The organism is Bacillus sp. PK3-067, from assembly GCF_056738645.1.
This window is the reverse complement of sequence record NZ_CP096490.1, coordinates 3,260,255-3,280,147: the sequence shown is the minus strand read 5'-3', so window position 1 is coordinate 3,280,147 and position 19,893 is coordinate 3,260,255. Positions and strand designations below refer to the sequence as shown.

The window sequence follows — 19,893 nt, the reverse complement described above, 5'->3', positions numbered from 1 at the left end:
TTATAAGGAATAAAACAGAAAAGAGGATCACATGTTAGATACTTTACAGAAAAGTAAAAAGTTTTTTTTAGTATGTCTTATTTTTTTAGTGCTTTTAACCGCTTGTGGTAATACAGATGTTAAGACATCTAAAGCTTCATTACCACCGGCTGAATCCAATATAGATACATCATTAAAAGCACCGAATTGGGTAGAGAAAAGTCCTATCCAACAGTCTCCTAATTTTACGGAAGATAAAAAAGTACAATCGGTTGTGAATTTAATAGCAACGGGTGATAATTTATATCATGACGCAGTAATTAAAGATGGCAAACAAAAAGATGGTTCATATGATTATAATTATATTTATGAAAATATCAAAAAAGCTGTTAAATCAAGCGATCTTGCTATAGTGAACCAGGAGACTCCGATTGCCGGAAATAATTTAAAAGTACAAGGATATCCGACTTTCAATACACCTGAAGAAGTAGGCCAATCTTTAGTGGACACTGGATTCAATATAGTGACGCAAGCGACAAATCACGCTATGGATATGGGTATTAAAGGTGTTGCGAATACAAGAGAATACTGGAAGAAATATCCGGATGTTATCCCGGTAGGTATTAATGAGAGTCAAAACGAGCGTAATGAAATAAAAACGATTACAAAAAATGGTATTCGTTTTGCGTTACTCAATTATACATATGGTACGAATGGAATTAAAATTCCAGCTGATAAGTCTTGGGCTTTAAATTTAATTGATAAAAAAGCGATACAAAATGATGTGGAAAAGGCGAAGAGTAGCTCTGATATGGTGATTGTTATGGTGCATTGGGGAGTAGAATATACCTCAACACCTTCAAAGCAACAAAAAGAAGTTGCTCAATATTTAACAGATTTAGGTGTAGATGTAGTAATTGGAAATCATCCACATGTAATTCAACCAATTGAGTGGAAACAAAATAAAGATGGACATGAAACGCTAATCTATTATTCTCTTGGAAATCTTATTTCTGCGCAAGAAAAATTAGAAACATTGGTTGGAGGATTATCTTATGTACAATTTGTTAAGTATGAAGATAAAACTTTTGGTATACGACAAGCGGCAATCGTACCGACAGTAACCGACTATGCTGATGGTAAGAAACAATTTAAAATTCAATTTTTAAAAGATTATTCGGATGAAAATTCTAAAAAACATGGAATTAAAAAATTTGTCGGCCCCGTTTCTTTGAAGGATTTCAAGGAGATTCCTAGAGACGTGTTGGGAAATTGGTATAAAGACTAATAAACAAAAAGGGAATGAGATACAATTAAAAAATTTATAATTTTAGCATTGGTATTAGCAATGGGATGGAGTCTTGCTGCTTGTAGTGGAAAGCAAACATCTCAGGCAACTACTAATAATAACGATAAAAATAAAAATGAAATACATGCGAAGAAAAAAGATGTTTTACCTATCTCTGATGTTAATGATTGGAGAATTATCCTTGTAAATAGAGAGCATATGTTATCAAAGGAACTAGGAATTGAATTAACAAGTATCACCCAAAATGCGAAGCCAAATATGAAAATAGATAGTAGAATTGCAACTTCTTATCAGGATATGGTAGCAGCTGCAAAAAAAGAGGGAATCAATCTTTATTTAAGATCAGGTTATCGAGCTATAAAATTACAACAAACTTATTATGATGCTTCAGTTAAAAGCTATAAATCTCAAGGCTTGTCGGATAAAGAGGCTAGTGCTAAGGCATTGGAATATCTTCAGTATCCTGGTGCAAGTGAACATCATACTGGATTAGCGTTAGACATTATTTCAGTTGAATGGCAGAATACTGTAGAAGATTTAAATGCAAAATTTGAAACTACCGATGCATTCAAATGGTTAGATAAGAATGCTGCAGAATATGGGTTTACTCTCCGCTATCCAAAAGATAAAGAGAATATTACTGGCATTAAGTATGAGCCATGGCACTATCGTTATGTAGGAAAAGAAGTTGCTGTTTATCTAAAAGAAAAAGGGTTAACTTTAGAAGAATATAACGAAAAAATTAAGTCTGGTAAGTAAAAATATGCTGTAATTTTATTAAACATTATGCACTGCTACAGGAAAAGGTGAATCTGAGGATGTGTTAACCTTCCGCCTAGTATTGTAAAAACTGAGTATGATAATTTGAGCACGTATGAACCAGTTATCGTGTAAAAAGATGTATGTATTAAGAAATTAAAGTTAAGGATCTGATATTCATATCAGATCCTTTTTCTATTGTTCTTTTAAGCGCGACTGAGCCAAAATATTGGAATGAATATAGAAACAAAACAGCCCAAGGAATAGTAAAACGAGTCCGGGAGCCTACTCGTACGCTTCATTGGGATTATCCAGAAATAGTTGTTGATGAAATAAGAAAGAACTGGTCTTACTCTCAAGCAAGGATTTAATACGAATGAATTGGATAAAAGGTAATAATAAAAAACACTGCGCCTGGCAGTGTTTTTTATTATTTCTGCACATAAATACATAGTCATATTGATTAAAGTTTCACTTTATTGAAGAAAAATGCGAAAGCCATTCATAAAATATGGAAATGTTAAAATCCCTTTGATAAAATAGCAATATGTAAAAATAATTATTTGTTAATTCTTAATGTAATGAATATTCATGTTTAAATATACGAATTTAACTACATAGTTATTGCGCTAAAGGGGGAGAAAGATGTTAGATGAATTATACAATGCTTTTTTAAATGCGTCTGGTTTTACAGAAAGTGCGAGGAAACGAGATCGGTATGATGATTTACATGATTATTTAAAAGATAAAGAAAGAGAGTTAAAGCAATTCATTCAAGAGGCTGAATCAGCGAAGAGAGAGTATGAGAGTAAAAGTAATGGCTTAGAAGCTAATAAAATTCCGGCAGTTGAATTTGAACAAAAACGTCATGAAAAGGATGAAGACTTAAATACAGTATTATCCTATTTTAAAAGTGCATTAAGCGATGTTGGATCTGCAAAAAGTACAGCTTATGCAAAGTATTTGGAATATAAAGCGAAAGCAGAATCAGAGAAAGCGTCAGCATACGCTGCAGCGACCAAGGCTTTTGAAGAAAAGAAAAAGGAATTTGAAAAACTTATCCATTAAGCATACAAAGAATGGAGGGAACCAACATGAGTGGTAAAGAGGTTGAAATTATAGGAAGTAACACTGCAAGTGCCATTTCTTACGCACAAAACATTGAAAATGGTATGAAGGATTCTTTAAACCAAGCGAAAGACTTAAAAGCATATGTCACAGGTGCGAAATGGAATGGAAAAACGAGAGATGCATTTTTAAGTTATCTTGATTTGATCATTCAATATAATTCAGAAATGGTAGAGGCATTTGAAGGACATACGAAAGCTTTGAAAGAGTTAGATAAAAGCATTCAAACGTACGGAGATAAATCGGAAGTAATGGCGATAAAACAACTGTGATGGAGAAACGAGGGATAAAAGAATGGGGAAAGAAATGAGTTTTGCACCTGCTGAATTATATGTTCTCGCAGGTGCAGCTGGGGTTACCGATATATTTGGATTGCCAAACCGTGACGCAATTATTTTACTTGATGCAGAATGTGTCACGAAAGCAACTACGAGTTTAAAAGAAAAAGGCCTACTTACAAGTGAAAATGGAATTACCCCTGCAGCTTTTCAAATAATTGAACTATTAAAGGAATATGAAAGTTGTCATGAATACACGAGAATGAATAATGTATTAATTGGCTTTTTGAAAGAGGATAAAGACCGAGTGGCTGTATTAACGGAAATAGAACCAAATAAAAAATACGAGATCGACTACATACCAAAGCCAGACGTATATTTTTCCTTATTAACACGCATCCCTTTCTTATTGAGAGAACCGAGGGAAATAGAAGATACATTTTTCTCAAAGAGAATGACAGAAGAAGAACAACAAACATTTGAGGAAAAAGATTTATCAAATAAAAACGTTATAGCGATAGAAACGTATACGAGGCCTCGAAGTAATAGAGGAGGAAAATGGGAATGTTTCTTATATTTCACTGAAGGAGAAGATTTCGTTCAAATAGATGTAGATCGTAATCGATATGACTGGGTGAGCCTCTATGCGGTTAATAAGAAATTGTATGACGTGTTAAAAATGCCATATAAAAAGTTAATTGACCCGAGACAATTCTCGTTAGGAGGTATTCAATAATGCAAGTATCAATGGGAGATAGTGGTTCTGGTGGTGGAGAAGAAGTATTAGTTAATTTTCAAGAACTACTAGATATAGTAATGAAGTTAGAAAATATATATAAAATCCATGTAGACGTCATTGGAACGAATATTGAGAGTTTATTAAGCTGTGATTTTTATCAAAAAGGTGAAGCGATGAGAGTAATTGAAAAATATCCTGATATATTACACAAAACACTAGAATTGGCTGAACACTATTCTAGGTCAGCGACAGTTGTAGGGAATGTATGTGTAGAAATGCTTGAAAAGGACGAACAATTACGTGAAATATTAAGTAAGTTGTAGAAATCACCATACGGCTGGGGGGATGAAAACGAGATGGATGTGAAATATAGACCTGAACCATGGCAAAACATGGGGGGTGGTATGAATCGAATTACAAAAGATGCACTCATGAAATTACGGGAAGCAAATGAATCATTAAAAAGAATTGATGGAAGAATACGAGATTTAGACTCGGATGGTAGTATACATTTTAATCCTAAAGATCAATCGCAAAAAATCGGGGAATTACTTGATAGTTATACGACATTACAAAAATATTGCGGAGAAGCAGGGCGATTGGTGTCTGAACATATAGATAAACCTTTTTTAGTAGAAATGGATAAATTCGCTCAAAAAATGAGAGATACATCTATTCTCAGTTTTGAAACAAATAACCGAATTGGCTCTACAACAACGACAGTATTACCAGGTGCGCATGCAGGCTACGGAAGTGTACCACAAACAATACAGAAGAAGAAAGATAAAATAACAGTAGAAGATATTTTTAGAGATTCACCTGCATTTGATAACGTACTGAGAGGGGAATACAAAGAACTAAAAAAACAAAATCCAGATGCAAAATTAAATTATGAAGAATACAAGAAAGTAGTCCCATCCACACGAGGATTTGAATACAAATCGATAGAAGATGAACAGAAAAAACTAGAAATGGTGCGAGACATAGGAATAGGCGTAGGAATCATCATCACAACAATCCTTTGTCCACCACTCGGGGCCGCTGCCGCAGTAGTATACGGCGCTGTACAAATAAAAAGTGGTATCGACGGAGAAGACTGGGGAACACATAGGAAATTGAGCCAAGAAGAGCGGGTAGGAAACATCATTTTTGGCGGATTAGATGCAATCCCAGTTGTTGGAGCAGTAGGAAAAGGAGTAAAAGCATTCAAAGGCACGAGTGAATTAGCTGATTTAGCGAAATTATTAAAATTCAAAGAAGGAATGCCTGGTTTTAATCCAAATTTGGGTAAAAATGTGGTACAATCATTGCGTGATAATAAAGCTATTATGCTTGACCGTTTGAAACTAGTAAGCCTTAAAATGGAGAAATCCGGAAATGAAAAGATGTATCAACTTGGCGAAAAAATAGCCAAAAGCATAGATGATAGGACAGCCAAATCGGCAAGTTTTGAAGTTGACGGAAATGGCTTACTAATATCTAAACAAGGTGGTACAGATTTCCAAAGCTGGGTGAATAAGCATCATACAGAAAGTAATAAGATTATAGATGATAAGATTAAGGGTGTAGAAGCTTCTCTTGCTAGTAAAAGAGTAGATAATACTGGTAATAAGGTCGCTGGACTTGATTCAAGTGGGAAATTTTTTGATGATGTATTAGAATCTAAGTATCAAGATTATGTAAATAGAAATACTAAATCTGGTAAAAATATTCGTGACCGATTAGATTGGAAAGAAGCTTCTGATAAGTGGGCGAAACTACGGAATCAAGGAAGAGATTTTGAAATAGAAGCAATAAATGAATTTAAGAAAGTGGCTACTGATGTTCAAGAACAGATAACAATTGTAACTAAGGACGGAACAAAAATTAGAGTAGATGCAATTGGATATGATAAAAAAACAGGAGCATTGTTAATAGAAGAATATAAATCTTCTGCTACAGCTCCACTAACTTCAAATCAAAGAGATGGATTTGTGGAATTACTTGAAAGTGGAGGAGTTATTGTAGGAGAAGGGAAGGGAATATTTATTAATGGAGTCGAGATTCCGCCTGGGACTGCTGTTAAAATCGTTAGACCCAACATAAGGGAGTGATATAATATGAAACTTAAAAGAAAAGATTTAGATAAGAGGATTAGTGCCTCGATAAAAAAAGAATTGAAAAAATATAAACTAAAATCAAGAGGTGGAATTTATTATAAGAAAATAGGACAATATTTTATATATATGCATATTGGTGCGACTGGTTTGGAAAATGATATTGTTAGAATTAGAGGGTATGTGAAGCCATATATAACAGATGATATTTTTTGGGAAGTTTTTAATATGGAATCTAATAGTAATGAACCTATTGGATTACGAGCAAACGGTGCATACAAAGTTGACGGATTTGAGGCTTTTTACAATGATGTAAAATATGGTGATGTAGAAAGTTTAGGAGATGTTGCTAATGAATTAATAGGTAAATGCTGTGAATATTTGGAGCAGACTGTAGAGTCTTTTGAAGGTTTTGATGATTTCCTTTCTTTCTCGAAATCTTCGGATAAAAATCAACTTTATGATTGTAACCTTGTTGATATGTTATTATTAATAAATACAGGAAAGTATAAAGAAGCTAAAAGTATTGCAAAAAATCTAATAGAAAAACACGAATATGGAAGATTTATTAATGAAGAAAAAAATATATATGAGTACATTGTAGATTATTGCAATAGACATATATAGGATAGGAGAAAATATGGCAGTTATAGATGTGGATCAGATAGATGCAATTGGAGTAGAAGGTAAAAATCTAAAGTTGTTAATAATAGACTATCTAGATTGGGAATATGAAGACATGCATCTAGACGTACTACAAGAAAAAATTAATAATTACTTAGTGTATATTGAAGATAAGCAGTATTTTAAAGATTATGGAGACAACTTTGAGAAAAAAATAATTGATATAAAATTTCAACATAGTATTTCGGAAAATGGAATGAAATTTCTGAACGTAGTTTCCAGTCAATTAAATGATACTGACATATTCATCAATATTCATTTACCAGGAGAATAATTTTTTATGACTTGTTTACGTTCTAATTTATTTTGTTAGATCTTTGAAACAAGGAAAAGTTTTGTAGAATTGTACATTTAATAAACTATTTTACCTAGCTTTGAGTAAGCGAAGGGAAAGTAACAGATGGGCTTGATGTATAATTACAAAAGTTAATGAAAAATGATGTTGAAGAAGTATTTAACTTTAATTGGGAGAATACTTGTAAGTAAGGAAGAGTAAGCGGTAATTGGTAACCCAGTTACCGCTTTTTGTTTTAACTAAGGGTACGGGTAATAGAGAGGCTGAAGTTCCACCTGCTTTTAGACAAACTGATTTTGCTAGTTCTTATGAAGCAAGGTATAATCAGACACCTTCACCAATTAATTCGAAGGTTGAATTTGAAGGAATCAGAGGAGAATCTTTAAGTACGCTTAAACCACCACCAGACCCTAAATTGAAACGTATATTAGATGAAGCTGGCATTAAAGGTATTCAATATAAAAACGGAGTTCCTGATTTTTCACCAGTATCAAAGGCTCAAATTGAAATTGACTATATGCTTGGAGGAAAAGGAAATTATGGTACAAAGGCTAGGACATACAATTTTGCTCAAGCAGACCAAAAGTTAGCAGATAAGCTAAATGACTCAGTTGAACTAGCTCGCCAATTTGGAATGGAACCTGGTGGGATTACCGCGAAAGACATAGACAAATATCGAACAAAAAATCAATTAACATGGCATGAAGTAAATGATGTGAAAATAATGCAACTTGTACCGACAGAGATAAATAAAAGATTTGGGCATCTTGGTGGAGTAGGTGAGATAAACGCAGGGGCGTTTGAGCCAGGAGGATTTGCTAAAAAATAAAAAGGAGAAGTAAGATGAAAATAAATGATGCGGTTTTTGGTGAGCTTGAATATGATTTTGTGTGGTCTAAGGATACTAGCATTAAATTTTTGGGAAATGAAGTCGAGATAGCACTAATAGTAAAAGGTGATGAGGATGGTAAGTTTGATGAAGAACAATATGTAGCATATACTTCACTCATGCAAAATTGGGAACAATTACAACAAAGCTTTTTGCAATCAATATTAGACTATTACAAACAAGAGCGTCAGGAACTAGGTTATGATATTGAAGTAAATGAAAACTATCCATTAGTTGAAACAACTAATGAAATATTAGAAATGATAAGTTTAGATGGGATTGTTGTTCCCTATGCAGGTATTTTTGACGGTCGGGATATTGGAATTACATTTAATTGTACATGGGATACAGAAAATGGGCTAGGGATTCGTTTGCTAAATGAAAAAGTAACTGAAGTAGGTTATCAAGACGTTGCAATTTAAAATAGGCTGTTAAAAAGTACATACTTCATGATGGTTGTACCATCATAGAGTGTTATGTGCAATGATAGAATAGAAAAAGAGGTACGAGCTTAGGCGAGATGACATTTTACTGGGCGATGATGATAAACACATGGAATGCATATTAAACTAACGAACTGATAGAAACTCGTAAGTTTTAACGTAGTAGTTGTCATGACATATAAAAGGTGTCGTACTGTTAATACCAAACTTACAGATCTTATAAATCTTACAAATTTATGCTACTTAAAAACATATGAACTTAAAGCACTTGATTGTCTACGAAAGGCAACGAGTGCTTTTTTAATAGATAAACATGCTGTAAATTTTTAGAAATTATTTTTTGTGAATTCAGGCTAACAAAAATTACAAGTATTATATAATTGAAATTAAACTAGCAAAAGGTGTGGACTCCGTATCCCCAATCTTTAAAGGTGTAGAAATAATGCTCGATGGAAGTGTCGCTAGAACTGGAACGAACTATAGCGGGAAATTCCAAGAAGCCCATGATGCCTCAAAGGCGAGTATTCAGAGTAGGATCTCGAATTTGGAGAGTGGTGGGGTTAAGGGTACGGGTGATATTGGAACACCGCCTCGATACGGGGAAAGAAGAATCTCAAAGGAATTATATGATGAATTAAGAGATGGAACGCCTACTGCAAAGCTACGGGAAAAAGTTAATGAGGGCATTGAGGATAAAATAGGAACGCCTGACCCTGCTTTACCTGGTAAGTATATTACAGACAGGCTTCAAGCTGATCATATCGTATCAATGAAAAATATAGCAAATATGGAAAAATTTTATAAATTAACGAAAGAACAACAACTTAAGGTTTTAAATAATGAAGAGAATTTTCTAGGATTAAGTGAAGCAGCCAATAAATCTAAGGGGTCTAAATCTTATTCTGATTGGACAATTTATAAGAAAGAAAAAATTGAAGTTGATCCTAAGTTTAGAGAAGAAATGATAAAGAAGGAAAAAAAATTAGAAATGAAATTACAAAAACAAATTGATGATTTTGTTGAAGGAAATAAAAAGGATATAGATAAATAAAGGAGATAGAATTATGGAACAAAAACTTGGTTTTTTAAGAAAATATAAAAGAAATGCACAACTTATATCATGCCATGGGATTAATAAACTTGATAGTGGGAAAATACCAAATTCATGGTATGAATTGTTTCAAGAAGAAAATGTAGACAAGAGAGTTGAGAGTATTTTATCGATATGGAAAGAGCAAGTAGGAGTGGAATTAAGAAACACTATTTCTTATTTGTCTAAGCACCTTGAAGAAGTAGAGCTTATGAACACAAATGGTAGATATTCAATTTTATACACTATCAAAACAGATAATGGGGAAATTCTATATTATGAAGGGGGAAATCCCAAAGATGAGTTTAATAATGAAGAATTAGAAAAATCTTGGGATAAGATTCCTTCAACAATACGAAATTTTTATCGAACTGTTCATAATGGTTTCTATTTTTATGCGAGTCAATCTATGGGTTTAGTTCCTTTAGAAAATGTAACTTTTTTTGATGATGATGAATGGGGTATTATTGAGGAGTTAGAAGAACCTTTACAAATTGATTTACAAACTACTTTTGGTTTCTTTAAAAGTGGTATGGGTGGTTATGTTGCAGTAGATTATAAGAATTCTAATAATGATAATGCGACTTTATGGTGGACGAATAAAGAGCCTAGATATAATATAAATTTTTGGGACATTGTAGATGAATGGATAGTAATTGGATTTGAAGTTTAGTTTAAAGGTTCTGTTGCAAAGTTTTTATATAAACAAAAAAATCCTAATTTAGTAGGTAGAGTTTATACAACTTTGAATAGATTCTCTAATTCATTGTACGTCGAAAAAACGAAGTACGAGCTTAGGTGAGATGGCATTTTACTGGGTGATGAATATAATCACATGGAAAGTATATTAAACTAAGAACCCGTACAAACTCGTCAATTTTAACTTAGTAGTTGTCATGGCATGTAAAAGGTGTCGTAATGTTAATACAAAACTTACAGATCTTATAAATCTTACAAATTTATGCTACTTAAAAACATATGAACTTAAAGCACTTGATTGTCTACGAAAGGCAACAAGTGCTTTTTTTATAGATAGGCATACTATAAAATTTTAAAAAATATTTTTGTAAATTAAAGTTAACATAAATTACCAGTATTATATAATTAGTAAAAGTTGTGGACACGGAAACCGTAACCCCATTCGTTAAAGGTGTAGAAATAATGCCAGATGGAAGTGTCGTTAGATCTGGAACGAACTATAGCGGGAAATTCCAAGAAGCCCATGATGCCTCGAAGGCGAGTATTCAGAGTAGGATCTCGAATTTGGAGAGTGGTGGGGTTAAGGGTACGGGAGAATCCAGATTAGAATATTTGAGAGGGAAATATGGCGAATTAACTTCTGAACAGCTCCATGCTAATATTAATGAAAGGGCTGGTATTGCATTTCCGCAAAGGTCCACTAGGAGTCAACTTAAAAATGGAGGTTATATTGTTGAAGATGTTGACTTGTATAAAAAAATGAGTCCAAATAAGAATCGTGCTCTAGGTTTTCGGAATACCAAAAATGATGGATTGGTACAAGCGCATCATGCAATACAAGATGAATGGGCTAAGATATGGGCTAAAACAAGCGGTAATAATTATAGCAGTCGACAAGCACCATCAATATTACTCAAATCTACCTCTGGTGAACCACATGCTATAATATCCGCTCTTCAAAGAGCTAGAAGAAGGAATGAAGGTTTTAGTACGGATATAATATACGAATTTAATATTAGCTATAAAGAAATGATTGAAGTGGGTGTAGATTTAAAAGTAGCAAAAAAAGTAATGCGAGAAGCATATAGATATTTTGATGGATTAGGAGGATTTAAATGATAAATGTTCAAAAATTGTCGACTTATGAATTATATTCTCCAGTTGATGAAAATGAAATTAAAAAAATTGAAGAGGAAATGGGATTAATACTCCCTAATGCTTATAAACAATTACTAAAGCATACAAATGGTTTTGTGTCCGATAATGGAGTCGTTATATTTGGAGTGGATATAATAGATGAAATGAATAAAACATATGAAGTCCATGAATATGCAAAGGGTTATGTTGCTGTAGGAAGTAATGGTGGAGGCAAAATACTGTTAATGACTGCAAATGAAAACGCAACAGAGTTAGTACAAGTTGATTCGGGGATTATGGATCCGAATTATGCAACCACAGTAAGTGAGAATTTAATACAGTGGATAAATGACGGAGCGATAGATATTGACTGTGTGGACGAAGAACAGGAAGTGTTTAAGGAAAAACTGTGTAATCTTATATTGGTAAGTCCACCAGTAGGAGGGGCTATGGATTTAAAGAAAATACAAGAGGTATTTATCATCAAAAAGGGATTGTTTGACTTATTAAAAGGATCAAAACAATTACCATTCGTGTTAATGAAAGACATACCTGTTGAGTTGGCTTTAAAAAACATAGAACTGTTAGGCGAATTAGGGGATATATTGAAAATATCTAGTACTGATTAACTGATTTTAGGGCTTAAAATAGAGGGTATTTGAATTAAGAACCGTTTAATACAATTATTAATTCAAAATAATATTGTTGAAAAATTGCTATTGGTTCCGTGTGTGTCTTATATAATCAATAAATTAAACTCTTTGAAAATATTATTTGAATTTAGAGTGCTTGATTGCCGACTAAAGGCAACGAGTGCTTTTTTATTAGATAGACATGGATCATCAAGTACCTGGTAAAATGCAGTTAGTAGTGTCTAAAACGCATAAAGTTAACCATTTAGGTGGAAATGCATTATGGGGGGATGGAATCAGATGAGTAAGGTACAATGGAGATCACCAGATGAACCTATTATACGAGAAGATGTAAAGAATGTTGAACAGGAATTGAACATTAATTTTCCTTTAGATTATATAGAATGTGTGATGAATAATAATGGAGCGCATGTTAGTCCAGAGGTGTTTGAAGTTGAAGGGAAAAGAAAGGTTTTTGGAACGTTATTAAGTTACGATATGGAAGATGATGAAAATATTATGGAAGTATTTGATGATTACAAGGATACACTACCAGCAGAATTAGTTCCTTTTGCTTTTGACCCAGCGGGAAATTTAATATGTTTTGACTATAAAAATGACAAAAATAACCCTGTTGTGGTATTTTGGGAACATGAAAATGCTGGTGAAAAAGAAATGTTGCTGCGAGAAGAAGGATTAACAGAAGAACAAGTGGAAGAACGTGCAAGAGAGAATGTATTTTACATTGCAGATACATTTACTGATTTTTTAAATAAATTACATGATTAAAAAAATAAAGTTTATGTGAAGTGGATAGAAAAAATAATAGGGTGTTTGAAAATTGATACTCCATGATGGTTGTACCATCATGGAGTACTGTGTGCAATGATAGAATAGAAAACGAAGTACGAGCTTAGGCGAGATGACATTTTACTGTGTGATGAATATAAAACGCATGGAATGTATATTAAATTAACGAACTCGTACAAACTCGTAAGTTTTAACGTAGTAGTTGTCATGACATGTAAAAGGTGTCATACTGTTACTACAAAACTTACCAATTTATGCTACTTAAAAATAGATGAACTTAAAGTACTCGATTGTCGATTAAAGGCAACGAGTGTTTTTTTGCGTTTTAGCGTAGAAATTTAACAGAGCACTATAATTTTATTATGTAAACTTTTTGCGTGATTTTTTATACAACTAAAGAGAAGAAAAATGTTCACTATTACTTTCATTTCTGTTATGAAAATTCTACAATAGAAAACAGAACATATATTTGGTATAATCAAAACATACTATATGAAACGATGTACATGAGTTTGAGATTTATGAAAAAAGGTAAGCAATACATAATAATAAATACGCTATAGGATTCAGTTCATATTATACAAATCAATCGTTAGAAAGGAACAGATGTAATGAATCAAATTTCATTTGAAGATTTATTTGAAGAAGAAAAAGAAAAGGTGGAGGTAGCTGAGGTATGTAAGGTACCAGCCCCTTTATCACCATTACAAAAAGATATTTTAGAATTAATTGATTCTGAAGAAATAAGTGCGCTTGAGCTATGTGAACGATTAATACGATCTGGTAAAATACCCGATGAAAGATTCACTACGAATAAGCCTAAAGCATATGGACAAGTATGTTTACTATTAGAAGGTTTTGTTACAGAAGGAAAACTTATTTTTATCAAAGATGATGAGAAAAGAGATAGGGTATATAAATTGAAAGAAGAAGTTTGAGATGTATAGTGGGAGATGAATGATTGGTTCCCTTTAACTTGCAGCTCCGTTAGTCTAGTAATGTCCACTAAAAAGGTGTCAATCTCTCCTAGATTGACACCTTCATACTTTTAACACCTTACATACTTACGCTTGAAACCAAGTCTTCCTCTATCAAGTTCTTTCTGAATACTTTCAGAAGCATTTAACAAACTGCTTTTTTTATTATCACGTTTGACTTCAACTATACCAACTTCTTTTGCAATCTCGACTGCTTTTTCATGTAGTGGTACATATGAGATTGCCACAGTGTTTAGGAAATTATTCATAGCGGATTTTGTTCGTTCTGGAGAATGATGAATTGTATCTTTCACCATTTCAAGCATATCGGAAATTTTACTTTCGGAAAATTCATTGTCTTTGCGATTTCCTAATAGCCAACAGTAGCAACTCCAGCCGGCAGACATTTTAAGCTCGTCCCCACTTGCAATCCATTTATCAGCAACGTCTTGCGCAATATTTGACTCCGATAAAGTTACTGCTACAACATAATCAGATAGCATATAAAAATACGCTCCGTCTATCCAGCGATCAAAATCAGACTCACTCATAGCTTTTGGATCGGCAATAATACCTGCAAAGTACATAGCATCGTAGTTGCCTGTGGCATAAAGTTCTTCAGCTAATTCTTGATTTAATTTTATTTTTTTAGCGATTGGTTTCATGGCACCTGTAGCTACTCCGAATACTGGCTCATGCGCACCGTTAGATATGTATATTTTTTTCGTTCGTTCCTTACCTAGAGATTCAAGTTCTTGCATAACTGTTTTAAAATCCATAGTTGTGCAACTTCCTTTCTTCATGTGAAAGCCTTTTTAAGCCTTTCGTATTTCATATGTTAATACTAATTGTATTCAAGGGGTATGTCTACTTTCTAAAAGTATCGAAACCGGTTAGTAATTTTGAAGCTTTTGATTTTGTAACTGCTACAAGTTATCTATAGTTAGAAGTAAAGTACAGTAGAATAAAAATGATTTGTATAGTTTTTCCAATAAATATTTGGTATGATGGTGAATGGGAAAAATATACAAGTTGTTAGTTTTTCAAAAAAGGGGGATTGAATTGAAAAGAACACCTGAATTTGTATTAGGTTTAATTGGTGGCATTTTGGGAATTATTATTTCTATAATATTAATAGTTGTAGCGTTTAATATTATGGAAGGTGTTGATTACGAACTTTTAGCTTATTACTCTATTATTTTAACGGTTCAAATAGGGTTGTTCATTTTAGCGTGTTTAGTAAACAAGGTTAATAATAAAGTTTATGGAGTTTGTATGATTGTGATTCCTATAGTTATGTTATTTATGTCATTATTCTTTTTACTTATTCCGACAATTTTACAAATTATATCTGGTTCATTTGCATTTAGAACATTACAGTTAGAATCGAATGTAAGCTAAATATAATTATTAACGTCTGAATATTCGGTTTTTTAAACATTTTCGTTTGCAGTTCAAATTAACATAAAGCACAAAGTTGTATGCTTTAGGAGGAGAAATAAATGATTATTTGGTCTGGTTGGGGTTTTTTAGTCGCAATTATTGTAATTATTAATACTCTTTTGGGTAAGGCTATCTTTGGATCTATAACGGGGGACGCTACATATTTTCAAGACCATAGTTGGCCAATGGCGGTAATGTTTATTATATCAGGGGTTATGTCTTGGTATTTAGGTAAATATATTAATAAGCCAGATGGGAAAGTTTATATAGATGCCGAAACTGGTGAAAAAGTTATGTTTAACAAAAAGCACTCATTATTTTTTATAAAAATGGAATATTGGGGACCGATTCTAGGAGTTATTGCGATTGTAACTTTAATTACAAGATAAAAAAAGAGGATGGGTATAGCAAGAGTAATCCATTCAAGTAGAAGGAGAAATCAGTCATGAATGCAAAGAAACTACTAGGGGTAGCAGTTCCGGTCATGTTGTTATTTGGTTGTGGAGTTTCTGAGAAAACGAACACTTCTAAACAGGAGAAAACGGAAGAGTCTAAAGTAAAAGAATCGAAGTCTAATAGTAAGAAAGAAAAAGTTTCAAAGGAAGACTATCCTAATAAAGTGTATAAATTAGGGGTAGAGTTTGATAAGTTGTTTGCGGAGCATAACAATATTACAAGAGAGGTTTTTGACGGTAAGAAAAAGAAATCAGATATAGTAGATAGTGTGAAAGAATTAAATAAAGTGTTAGATAAATTTGAGTCGATAGATCCCCCTGCAGAGTATGTAAATCAACAAAAGGATTTTGAAAAAGCAATTGGTTATTTTAGAGAGTCTTTTTCTTTAATAAATGAAGTATTCACCCGAAAAGAAAAAAGAGAAAAAGGCGATAAGACTGATAAAGAGTTAATGGAGAAATCCGAAAAGTTAGTGAAAGAAGGAGATATTTACTGGCTTAAGGCATTCAAAGATCTTGAAGGGGATATTAAAATCGGTGACGGTACAGTATCTGTGAAAGATTTGAAAGAGTTAGATAAGAAAGCTGGAATTAATACGGATAACGTTATGAAGAATGTGAAAGATGGTACGGAATTAATCGGTAATTGGGGATTCAAAGGAACAGACGGTTTCATTATGTCACTTATTCTAAAAGGTGATAAGACATTTGAAACGTATGGTAAAGGTGAGTATCCAAATAAAAAGAATTATATTGAAGGCACTTGGGAATATGATAAGGAAGCTTTTACAATCTATTTACATCTCAATAAACGTTTAGTAGACGGTGTAGAAGATACAATTCAAAAAAAGAAAATAGCATATAAAGTTCAAGATTATGATGGGGAAAACTTGCAATTATTTAATGAGACGTCATTTCATACAATTAAGTATGTGAAGCAAAGTTAAAGTTATGTAGGACTAGGTTTAAATGGCCTAGTCCTTCATTAAAGTGCGAGTATGTAAATAATATGTTATCTTTCGTTCTGTTTACTTAATATCATGTTATTCTTTAATAGAGTAATAAATGGAGTTTTGCATTAAATATATGAGGTTGGTTACAAATGATAAAGAAATTTACTAGATTCGTATTAATAGTGGTTATCCCAATCAGTCTTATTACAGGTTGTGGGACTGCTGAAAAAACTGAAGCACAAAAGTCGAAAGCGGTACAAACGGAGAAAAAGGACTATATGGATTACTCATATGGTAGCAAAGGTATATTAGTAAGTGGCAAAGCGAAAGAACGGCAACAATACGAGATTGGATATATGGATGATAATAAATTAATTGGGATTGATGAAAATATTGAAGACTGCATTATTTTAGATAATAAAGATAAAGCAGGTCTCATTTGGAAACAAATAGAGCGAGGATCTATTATTGAAGTGCAATACGGTAAGGATCGCAATGATATCGTAGGCGTGCAATTCGTAGGAGATCGTGAGTCATATGAAATTAGTGATAAGTTTGATCGGAATACGATAAATGAGATTGTTGAAAACGTTAAAGGGAATTTGTAATAGATGTATTTCGATAGTATAGGATCTCTTATTATGAAATTGTATGCCAGTTATTTGTCTAAGTTTAAATTGATTATTTTGACGGTATTTGTAATTAGTTGTAAAATAATGTTTGTTGATGAATTTTATAAAAAGTATGTTAGATGAAATTCATCTGTAGGGATGACATATAAATATTTTCTTAATGGGTATAAAATATGATAATTTAAATATATAAATAAAAAGAAAATATATTAGGATTACATAGTAGATTCATATTTTTAAAAATTAATGTGACAATAAAGGGAGGTTGAGATACATACACGGTGGGAGTGTGTATGTATTTATTATAATAATGAATAAGACAATCAAACAACAAGTAATCGCACTATCAACAAGTCTAGTGATTTTAGGGAGCGTACCTTTATCAGCATCAGCAGAAGAGATCAACAAATCTCAAACTGATCAACTTAATATTGCCCAAGGAGAACACGGAACGAGCGGATTAAATTATTCTAATTTCAAGTTGGAAGTTCCTGATCATGTACAAATTAACGAAGCAGAAGTATCTGGAAATGAAAAAATGCTTTTAGAAGAATATAAGCATAAACATGTTGAAACAGAAGAATTAAACAAAATGCAAGATGCTAAGAAGGGACAAGTAGCAGAAAAGGAAGCTATTTCAAACATTGAAAAGGCATTTGAATCTGTAGATGGTCGAAATGATGGATCTGATCGTCAAATGAAACCTGTTGCAAAGCCAAGAGGTATTCAATATAGTGCACAGAGTACGAAGAAATATGGAACACTTGCAGGAGTTCCATTTGTGGAGTGGATTGTTCCAGCAGGAAATCCTGATATTCGTCCTGCGAATCCGATGAAAGCACGTTACATTACAATCCATGAGACCGCAAATACAGCTGCTGGTGCTAATGCTGAAAATCATGCGAAATATTTATACAAGCAAGCAACTGAAGGCACTTTCCGAACAGCTTCATGGCATTTTACTGTAGATGATAAACAAATTTATCAACACTTACCAACAAACGAAAATGGTTGGCATGCAGGAGATGGAGATGGTTCAGGAAACAGGGAGTCTATCGGTATCGAGATTGCGGTTAACCAAGACGGTGATTACAATAAAGCGTTAGAAAATGCAAAACGACTTGCAGGTTATTTAATGAACAAAGAAGGAATTGGTGCAGATCATATATACAAGCATCAACAATGGAGCGGGAAAAAATGTCCTGACATTTTAATTTCACGAGGTAATTGGGCTGGTTTCGTACAAGGAATTCAGTGGTATGCAAATATAAATGCGCAGATTGATACGCCTTTACAAGATAAAAATGACTCATTTAATCCAAATGAAAATAATCCAGCTGAACCTAGCATGGAACTAGTGGTAAATGGTAGTGGCATCAATGTACGTAGTGATGCGGGCATTGAACATCGTGTTGTACGTAAAGCTTCAAACGGAGATCGTTACAAAGTATTAGCGGTTAAAAATGGTTGGTATAAAGTAGGTATTGGAGAATGGATTTTCTATGACCCAAGTTGGATTAAAATTAACTACAATGTACCAAAGGAAGAAGTGCAAAAGCCTAAGGAAGAAGTACAAAAACCAAAAGATGATATTACAGGTGGATGGTTTGAAGGGCATATTCGTAAATTAAACAGTCTAGGTATTATGCAAGGCGAAGGCAATGGTGTATTTGCTCCATATCGAAATGTAACGAGAGCGGAGTTTGCGAAATTAATCTCGAATGCTCTTAAACTACCAGAGGGAAATAAGTCATTTGTAGATATCAATGAGGCACATCCATCACTTCATGACGGTATTAAACGTTGTGCAAGTGCAGGAATTATTAATGGTCGTGGTGAAGGGATTTTTGATCCTAACTCACCAATTACTCGTGAAGAAGTATCTATTATGATTGACAAAGCATTACGATATAAAGGAATTACAGGTGAGTTAGTAGCATTACCATTTACAGATAAGCATTTAATAACATACAAAGAATCGGTTCAACGATTATATAGTTTAAAGGTAGTTAATGGTATTGGAAATAATGAGTTTGATCCTCGAGGCACAGCAACTCGTGGTCAGGCGGCTGCCTTTATTGTGAAGATGTTAGATTCAATGCAAAAATAAAATGAAACTTTAATCAGTGAGGGCCACTCGCATTGCAATCAAGCAGTTTATTCACCAAATTTTGAAATGAGAGTTTTACTGCCCGCAAATAGCAGAAGAAATTGTATGTAGAAGCTGACATTGGTAGAAGTAAAAAATAAGAAGAATTTGAAAGGAGCTATCCAAAATAATAATTTGGAATAGCTCCTATTTAGTAGGAAGAACAATTGTATTTGATAGATTGTAATGTAGAATGCCCTTCCAAGCCCCTCATAAGCCCCTACCAAGTAATAAATCACTAAGAAAAAACAAAAGCAAAAACAAAAACAACTACAAGAACAAAACAAGCGCGAAAAAATGAAACCGGCGTTGTAGTA

General features: G+C 33.1%; 23 protein-coding genes and 2 pseudogenes. 24 read left to right on the top strand and 1 reads right to left on the bottom strand.

What is annotated here, in order from left to right:
• The first annotated feature begins 31 nt into the window (after nt 1-31).
• The 19 genes and pseudogenes from M1D73_RS16835 (at nt 32) to M1D73_RS16745 (ending at nt 13,905) form a co-directional block, all read left to right on the top strand.
• Nucleotides 32-1,267 (top strand): CapA family protein, encoded by a 1,236-nt coding sequence (locus tag M1D73_RS16835; RefSeq protein WP_000887591.1) that lies wholly within the window; start codon nt 32-34, stop codon nt 1,265-1,267.
• A gap of 48 nt (nt 1,268-1,315) precedes the next feature.
• A complete protein-coding gene (locus tag M1D73_RS16830; protein ID WP_000241986.1) occupies nt 1,316-2,047 on the top strand; it encodes a M15 family metallopeptidase in 732 nt (243 codons plus the stop codon).
• A 645-nt stretch (nt 2,048-2,692) separates the two neighbouring features.
• Nucleotides 2,693-3,115, top strand: a complete 423-nt coding sequence (locus M1D73_RS16825; RefSeq protein WP_000883465.1) for a hypothetical protein — start codon at nt 2,693-2,695, stop codon at nt 3,113-3,115.
• Between the two features lie 26 nt (nt 3,116-3,141).
• Complete coding sequence (locus tag M1D73_RS16820) at nt 3,142-3,447, top strand: WXG100 family type VII secretion target (RefSeq protein WP_121868257.1); 306 nt, start codon at nt 3,142-3,144, stop codon at nt 3,445-3,447.
• Nucleotides 3,448-3,469: 22 nt separating this feature from the next.
• Nucleotides 3,470-4,189 (top strand): DUF5081 family protein, encoded by a 720-nt coding sequence (locus tag M1D73_RS16815; protein WP_000514125.1) that lies wholly within the window; start codon nt 3,470-3,472, stop codon nt 4,187-4,189.
• Nucleotides 4,189-4,515: a hypothetical protein gene (locus M1D73_RS16810; RefSeq protein ID WP_001198201.1), complete on the top strand. Its 327-nt coding sequence runs from the start codon at nt 4,189-4,191 to the stop codon at nt 4,513-4,515. The genes M1D73_RS16815 and M1D73_RS16810 overlap by 1 nt, the downstream gene beginning before the upstream one ends.
• Nucleotides 4,516-4,548: 33 nt before the next feature.
• Complete coding sequence (locus M1D73_RS16805; RefSeq protein WP_121868258.1) at nt 4,549-6,285, top strand: hypothetical protein; 1,737 nt, start codon at nt 4,549-4,551, stop codon at nt 6,283-6,285.
• Between the two features lie 6 nt (nt 6,286-6,291).
• The gene (locus tag M1D73_RS16800; RefSeq protein ID WP_000769507.1) at nt 6,292-6,915 is read left to right on the top strand and encodes a hypothetical protein; all 624 of its coding nucleotides are present in this window, start codon (nt 6,292-6,294) and stop codon (nt 6,913-6,915) included.
• Between the two features lie 13 nt (nt 6,916-6,928).
• Nucleotides 6,929-7,246: a DUF6572 domain-containing protein gene (locus tag M1D73_RS16795; protein WP_000268335.1), complete on the top strand. Its 318-nt coding sequence runs from the start codon at nt 6,929-6,931 to the stop codon at nt 7,244-7,246.
• A gap of 229 nt (nt 7,247-7,475) precedes the next feature.
• Nucleotides 7,476-8,096: an HNH endonuclease gene (locus tag M1D73_RS16790; RefSeq protein WP_000258631.1), complete on the top strand. Its 621-nt coding sequence runs from the start codon at nt 7,476-7,478 to the stop codon at nt 8,094-8,096.
• Between the two features lie 14 nt (nt 8,097-8,110).
• A complete protein-coding gene (locus M1D73_RS16785; protein ID WP_000700048.1) occupies nt 8,111-8,578 on the top strand; it encodes a DUF2004 domain-containing protein in 468 nt (155 codons plus the stop codon).
• 463 nt (nt 8,579-9,041) lie between these two features.
• Nucleotides 9,042-9,116 (top strand): annotated as a pseudogene (locus M1D73_RS16780) (hypothetical protein); the annotation flags it as partial.
• 27 nt (nt 9,117-9,143) lie between these two features.
• A complete protein-coding gene (locus M1D73_RS16775; protein ID WP_395940477.1) occupies nt 9,144-9,650 on the top strand; it encodes a hypothetical protein in 507 nt (168 codons plus the stop codon).
• 13 nt (nt 9,651-9,663) lie between these two features.
• On the top strand, nt 9,664-10,362 hold the full coding sequence (locus M1D73_RS16770) for an SMI1/KNR4 family protein (RefSeq protein ID WP_000435842.1): 699 nt from the start codon (nt 9,664-9,666) through the stop codon (nt 10,360-10,362).
• A gap of 488 nt (nt 10,363-10,850) precedes the next feature.
• On the top strand, nt 10,851-11,507 hold the full coding sequence (locus M1D73_RS16765; RefSeq protein ID WP_001112754.1) for a hypothetical protein: 657 nt from the start codon (nt 10,851-10,853) through the stop codon (nt 11,505-11,507).
• Nucleotides 11,504-12,154 carry an SMI1/KNR4 family protein gene (locus tag M1D73_RS16760; RefSeq protein WP_000611386.1) on the top strand — a complete coding sequence of 217 codons (651 nt, stop codon included), beginning with the start codon at nt 11,504-11,506 and terminating at the stop codon, nt 12,152-12,154. Before M1D73_RS16765 ends, M1D73_RS16760 begins: the two co-directional genes overlap by 4 nt.
• A gap of 211 nt (nt 12,155-12,365) precedes the next feature.
• Nucleotides 12,366-12,461: pseudogene (locus M1D73_RS16755) on the top strand (HNH endonuclease); the annotation flags it as partial.
• Complete coding sequence (locus M1D73_RS16750; protein WP_042883736.1) at nt 12,458-12,946, top strand: SMI1/KNR4 family protein; 489 nt, start codon at nt 12,458-12,460, stop codon at nt 12,944-12,946. The pseudogene M1D73_RS16755 and the gene M1D73_RS16750, both read left to right, overlap by 4 nt.
• 632 nt (nt 12,947-13,578) lie before the next feature.
• A complete protein-coding gene (locus tag M1D73_RS16745) occupies nt 13,579-13,905 on the top strand; it encodes a DUF3895 domain-containing protein (RefSeq protein ID WP_001071909.1) in 327 nt (108 codons plus the stop codon).
• Between the two features lie 110 nt (nt 13,906-14,015).
• On the opposite strand, the gene M1D73_RS16740 is transcribed toward M1D73_RS16745, so the two are convergent.
• Nucleotides 14,016-14,723 (bottom strand): DNA alkylation repair protein, encoded by a 708-nt coding sequence (locus M1D73_RS16740; RefSeq protein ID WP_000346349.1) that lies wholly within the window; start codon nt 14,721-14,723, stop codon nt 14,016-14,018.
• 283 nt (nt 14,724-15,006) lie between these two features.
• Between M1D73_RS16740 and M1D73_RS16735 the strand changes: the two genes are divergently transcribed.
• From M1D73_RS16735 to M1D73_RS16715, 5 genes are all read left to right on the top strand, one after another.
• Nucleotides 15,007-15,345: a DUF4064 domain-containing protein gene (locus M1D73_RS16735; protein ID WP_065212265.1), complete on the top strand. Its 339-nt coding sequence runs from the start codon at nt 15,007-15,009 to the stop codon at nt 15,343-15,345.
• A gap of 101 nt (nt 15,346-15,446) precedes the next feature.
• Nucleotides 15,447-15,776: a hypothetical protein gene (locus M1D73_RS16730; RefSeq protein ID WP_000587853.1), complete on the top strand. Its 330-nt coding sequence runs from the start codon at nt 15,447-15,449 to the stop codon at nt 15,774-15,776.
• Between the two features lie 56 nt (nt 15,777-15,832).
• On the top strand, nt 15,833-16,789 hold the full coding sequence (locus M1D73_RS16725; RefSeq protein ID WP_000992202.1) for a DUF3994 domain-containing protein: 957 nt from the start codon (nt 15,833-15,835) through the stop codon (nt 16,787-16,789).
• Between the two features lie 155 nt (nt 16,790-16,944).
• Complete coding sequence (locus M1D73_RS16720) at nt 16,945-17,403, top strand: hypothetical protein (protein ID WP_121868260.1); 459 nt, start codon at nt 16,945-16,947, stop codon at nt 17,401-17,403.
• A 334-nt stretch (nt 17,404-17,737) separates the two neighbouring features.
• Nucleotides 17,738-19,537, top strand: coding sequence for an S-layer homology domain-containing protein (locus M1D73_RS16715; protein ID WP_002041482.1), 1,800 nt, complete (start codon nt 17,738-17,740; stop codon nt 19,535-19,537).
• Nucleotides 19,538-19,893: the final 356 nt, after the last annotated feature.

Bases quoted from the DNA above. Each gene is read 5' to 3' on its own strand.
- M1D73_RS16815 (WP_000514125.1), top strand. From the start codon at position 3,470: ATGGGGAAAGAAATGAGTTTTGCACCTGCTGAATTATATGTTCTCGCA.
- M1D73_RS16740 (WP_000346349.1), bottom strand. From the start codon at position 14,723: ATGGATTTTAAAACAGTTATGCAAGAACTTGAATCTCTAGGTAAGGAA.
- M1D73_RS16835 (WP_000887591.1), top strand. From the start codon at position 32: ATGTTAGATACTTTACAGAAAAGTAAAAAGTTTTTTTTAGTATGTCTT.
- M1D73_RS16800 (WP_000769507.1), top strand. From the start codon at position 6,292: ATGAAACTTAAAAGAAAAGATTTAGATAAGAGGATTAGTGCCTCGATA.
- M1D73_RS16810 (WP_001198201.1), top strand. From the start codon at position 4,189: ATGCAAGTATCAATGGGAGATAGTGGTTCTGGTGGTGGAGAAGAAGTA.
- M1D73_RS16765 (WP_001112754.1), top strand. From the start codon at position 10,851: ATGCCAGATGGAAGTGTCGTTAGATCTGGAACGAACTATAGCGGGAAA.
- M1D73_RS16730 (WP_000587853.1), top strand. From the start codon at position 15,447: ATGATTATTTGGTCTGGTTGGGGTTTTTTAGTCGCAATTATTGTAATT.
- M1D73_RS16805 (WP_121868258.1), top strand. From the start codon at position 4,549: ATGGATGTGAAATATAGACCTGAACCATGGCAAAACATGGGGGGTGGT.
- M1D73_RS16720 (WP_121868260.1), top strand. From the start codon at position 16,945: ATGATAAAGAAATTTACTAGATTCGTATTAATAGTGGTTATCCCAATC.
- M1D73_RS16795 (WP_000268335.1), top strand. From the start codon at position 6,929: ATGGCAGTTATAGATGTGGATCAGATAGATGCAATTGGAGTAGAAGGT.
- M1D73_RS16785 (WP_000700048.1), top strand. From the start codon at position 8,111: ATGAAAATAAATGATGCGGTTTTTGGTGAGCTTGAATATGATTTTGTG.
- M1D73_RS16725 (WP_000992202.1), top strand. From the start codon at position 15,833: ATGAATGCAAAGAAACTACTAGGGGTAGCAGTTCCGGTCATGTTGTTA.
- M1D73_RS16770 (WP_000435842.1), top strand. From the start codon at position 9,664: ATGGAACAAAAACTTGGTTTTTTAAGAAAATATAAAAGAAATGCACAA.
- M1D73_RS16825 (WP_000883465.1), top strand. From the start codon at position 2,693: ATGTTAGATGAATTATACAATGCTTTTTTAAATGCGTCTGGTTTTACA.
- M1D73_RS16760 (WP_000611386.1), top strand. From the start codon at position 11,504: ATGATAAATGTTCAAAAATTGTCGACTTATGAATTATATTCTCCAGTT.
- M1D73_RS16715 (WP_002041482.1), top strand. From the start codon at position 17,738: ATGAATAAGACAATCAAACAACAAGTAATCGCACTATCAACAAGTCTA.
- M1D73_RS16750 (WP_042883736.1), top strand. From the start codon at position 12,458: ATGAGTAAGGTACAATGGAGATCACCAGATGAACCTATTATACGAGAA.
- M1D73_RS16745 (WP_001071909.1), top strand. From the start codon at position 13,579: ATGAATCAAATTTCATTTGAAGATTTATTTGAAGAAGAAAAAGAAAAG.
- M1D73_RS16820 (WP_121868257.1), top strand. From the start codon at position 3,142: ATGAGTGGTAAAGAGGTTGAAATTATAGGAAGTAACACTGCAAGTGCC.